4 protein-coding genes are annotated in these 3,450 nt (G+C 70.5%); 2 read left to right on the top strand and 2 right to left on the bottom strand.

The annotated features are described in order from the left end of the window. The first annotated feature begins 88 nt into the window (after nucleotides 1-88). Complete coding sequence (locus Q0L11_RS16735; RefSeq protein ID WP_296598729.1) at nucleotides 89-928, top strand: LpxI family protein; 840 nt, start codon at nucleotides 89-91, stop codon at nucleotides 926-928. Further along, a complete protein-coding gene (gene lpxB / locus Q0L11_RS16730) occupies nucleotides 925-2,106 on the top strand; it encodes a lipid-A-disaccharide synthase (protein WP_296598728.1) in 1,182 nt (393 codons plus the stop codon). The genes Q0L11_RS16735 and lpxB overlap by 4 nt, the downstream gene beginning before the upstream one ends. Here the strand turns inward: lpxB and Q0L11_RS16725 are convergent. Beyond that, nucleotides 2,081-2,413 carry a hypothetical protein gene (locus Q0L11_RS16725; protein ID WP_296598727.1) on the bottom strand — a complete coding sequence of 111 codons (333 nt, stop codon included), beginning with the start codon at nucleotides 2,411-2,413 and terminating at the stop codon, nucleotides 2,081-2,083. The two genes, lpxB and Q0L11_RS16725, sit on opposite strands and share 26 nt — an antisense overlap. 98 nt (nucleotides 2,414-2,511) lie before the next feature. After that, a partial coding sequence (gene gltA, locus Q0L11_RS16720) for a citrate synthase (protein WP_296598726.1) occupies nucleotides 2,512-3,450 on the bottom strand: 939 nt, incomplete at its 5' end.

The following is a 3,450-nucleotide window of genomic DNA, read 5'->3' as shown; positions in this document are numbered from 1 at the left end:
GCCTCGCCGCAGGTGATGGAGATCATCGACTTCATCCGCGCCGACGCCAGCCGCCCCCTCTGTCTGCCCCAACGGGAAGTTTAGGCCGATGCAGAAGCTTGGCCTGATCGCCGGCGGCGGAAGCCTGCCGGTCGAGATCGCCCAGCATTGCGAGCGGTCAGGTCGGCCGCTGTTCGTCATCCGGCTGAAGGGCTTCGCCGGGACCGACCTTTCCCCCTACGCCGGGGCGGAGGTTGGGCTGGCCGAGCTGGGCAAGTGCTTCAAGGCGCTGAAGCGGGCAGGGTGCCGCTCGATCTGCCTCGCCGGCAACGTGGCCCGTCCGGATTTCTCCAGCCTGGTTCCCGACCTGCGCGGCCTGATGGTCCTGCCCAAGGCGGTCGCCGCCGCCCGCAAGGGCGACGACGCCCTGCTGCGCCTGCTGGTCGGTGAGTTCGAGAAGGAAGGTTTCAGGGTCGAGGGCGCGCACGACGTCATGGAGGACCTGACCTTGCCGGCCGGGCTGCTCGGCGCGCACACGCCGTCCGACGACGATCTGGCCGACGCCCGCCAGGCCCTGACGGTGGCCCGCGCCATCGGCGCGCTCGACGTGGGCCAGGCTGCCGTCGTCGCCCATGGCCTCGTCCTGGCCGTGGAGGCGCAGGAGGGCACCGACGCCCTGCTCAAGCGCGTCGCTGAGCTCCCCGGCCATCTGAAGGGCCGCCCGGGCGCGGGCCTCGGTGTCCTGGCCAAGGCGCCCAAGCCGATCCAGGAAACCCGCGTCGACCTGCCCACCATCGGCCTCGCCACGGTCCAGGGCGTGGCGCGGGCCGGCTTGGCGGGGATCGTGGGAGAGGCGGGGCGCCTGCTGGTGCTCGACCGCGAGGCCGTCATCGCCCTGGCGGACGAACTGGGCGTCTTCATCCTGGGCGTCGAGCCGGGCGCGCCATGAGCGGCCGGCCGCTCACCGTCATGCTGGTGGCGGCGGAGGCCTCGGGCGACGACCGCGCCGCGGGGCTCGCCCGCGCGCTCAAGCGACGGCTGGGCGATGGCGTCCGGTTCGTGGGCGTGGGTGGAGCGAGGATGCGCGCCGAGGGCGTCGTCAGCCCGTTCGACATCGCCGATCTCTCGATCTTCGGCCTGCTGGAGGGCCTGCTCGCCTGGCGCAAGGTCGTGCGCCGCGCCGACGAGACCGCGGCCCTCGCGGCGCGCGAGCGGCCGGACGTGGCCGTTCTGGTGGACTCCTGGGGCTTCACCCTGCGCGTCGCGCAGCGGCTGCGTCGGCAGGCGCCGGGTCTCCCGCTGGTGAAGTACGTGGCGCCGCAAGTCTGGGCCTCCCGGCCCGGGCGGGCGCGGACGGCGGCCCAGGCCTTCGACCTGCTGCTCACCATCCACGCGTTCGACGCGCCGCTGTTCGAGAGGCAGGGCCTGCGCACCGTCTTCGTCGGCGACGCCACCCTGGCGCTCGACTTCTCCGGCGCCGATCCCGCCCGGCTGCGGGCCGATATCGGCGGCGCGCCCGAGGATCCGATCCTGCTGGTCCTGCCGGGCAGCCGCCCGTCCGAGATCGAGCGCGTGATGCCGCCCTTCGAGGACGCCGTGCAGCGCCTCAAGGCCGAACGGCCCAATCTGCGGGTCGTCGTGCCCGCGGCGCCGACGGTCGCCGACCTCGTGAAGGCGCGGGTGGCGGGCTGGCCGCACCGCGCGCACGTGGTCGAGGGCGAGGCAGGCAAGCGCGACGCCATGAAGGCGGCCACGGTGGCCATGGCTTGTTCGGGAACGGTCACGACCGAACTGGCGGTGGCCGGCTGTCCGATGGTCGTGGGCTATCGCCTGGCCCCGGTGACCTACGCCATCCTGAAGCGTCTGATCCGCACGAAGTGGGTCACACTGTTCAACATCGCAGCCAAGGATTTCGTCGCGCCAGAGCTCATCCAGGACGACTGCAACGGGCCCGCCCTGGCGCGCGAGGTCGCCCTGCGGCTGGACGACGAGCCCCTGCGCCGCCGCCAGGTCGAGCGGCAGTCGGAAGCGCTCCTGAAGATGGGCCGTGGCGGCCCGGACCCCAGCGAGGCGGCCGCCGACGCGATCCTGGACCTTATCTCTAGGCCGGCTGCAACGGGCGGCTAGCGGCGCGTGGGATGTGGTAGGCCTGGGCGGGGTCGCCGACGGCCATCGAGTAGACCTCGATGATCTCCGGCTCGCCCACGCTGACGCCGAGGTGGCCCAGGACGGGCGCCAGGCGCGTGTCGAGGTAGCGTCGGAAGCTCGCCTCGCTCTCCCACAGGTTCACCTCCGTGGCCCCATCGGGGCCGAAGGCGATGGCGTGGGCGATCGCGCCTTCGGGCGGACTGGCTTCCCAGCCCACGGTATCGCGAACGCGGTCGTACTCGTCGGGGGACACCTGCACCCCGCGGTAGATGCACATGACGGGCATCGAAAGGGCTCCTTCGGATGGGTCCGAGCCTGCCGGCTCGGCCACCATCCTTAGGAGCCCTTTGAAAAACCGCAACCGTTCAGCGAACGGCGTTTGGTTTAGCGCTTGTCGAGCGGCGTGTAGTCGCGCAGCGCGGCGCCCGTGTAGAGCTGGCGCGGACGTCCGATCTTCTGCGACGGGTCTTCGACCATTTCCTTCCACTGCGAGATCCAGCCCACGGTGCGGGCCAGGGCGAACAGCACGGTGAACATCTCGGGCGGGAAGCCCAGGGCGCGCAGCGTGATGCCCGAGTAGAAGTCGACGTTCGGGTAGAGCTTGCGGTCGATGAAGAACTGGTCGCTGAGCGCGATCTTCTCGAGCTCCATGGCCACCTTCAGCAGTGGGTCGTCGCCGTGGCCGACTTCGGCCAGCACCTCGTGGCAGGCCTGCTGCATCACCTTCGCGCGCGGGTCGTAGTTCTTGTAGACCCGGTGGCCGAAGCCCATCAGCAGGTACCGGCGGTCCTTCACGCCCTGGACGAATTCCGGGATGCGATCGACGGTGCCGATCTCCTTCAGCATGTTCAGCGCTTCTTCGTTCGCGCCGCCGTGCTTGGGGCCCCAGAGCGAGGCGATGCCGGCCGCGATGCAGGCGAACGGGTTGGCGCCCGACGAACCCGCGAGGCGGACGGTCGAGGTCGACGCGTTCTGCTCATGGTCGGCGTGCAGGATGAAGATGCGGTCCATGGCCTTGGTCAGGACCGGGTTCGGCACCCAATCCTCGGCCGGGACCGAGAAGCACATGCGCAGGAAGTTCTCAGCGTACGACAGGTCGTTGCGCGGGTACACGAACGGCTGGCCGCGCGAGTACTTGAAGGCCCGGGCCGCGATCGTCGGCATCTTGGCGATCAGGCGGTGCGCCGAGATCATCCGCTGTTCCGGATCGTCGATGTCGGTGCTGTCGTGGTAGAAGGCCGACATCGCGCCGACCGCGCCGCACATGATCGCCATCGGGTGAGCATCCCGACGGAAGCCTTGGAAAAAGCGGTCGAACTGCTC

This window comes from Phenylobacterium sp., from assembly GCF_024508875.1.
Lineage (GTDB): Bacteria > Pseudomonadota > Alphaproteobacteria > Caulobacterales > Caulobacteraceae > Phenylobacterium.
The sequence above is the reverse complement of the archived record's forward strand: the minus strand, read 5'-3'. Positions and strand labels throughout refer to the sequence as shown.

Bases quoted from the DNA above. Each gene is read 5' to 3' on its own strand.
- Q0L11_RS16725 (WP_296598727.1), bottom strand. From the start codon at position 2,413: ATGCCCGTCATGTGCATCTACCGCGGGGTGCAGGTGTCCCCCGACGAG.
- lpxB (WP_296598728.1), top strand. From the start codon at position 925: ATGAGCGGCCGGCCGCTCACCGTCATGCTGGTGGCGGCGGAGGCCTCG.
- Q0L11_RS16735 (WP_296598729.1), top strand. From the start codon at position 89: ATGCAGAAGCTTGGCCTGATCGCCGGCGGCGGAAGCCTGCCGGTCGAG.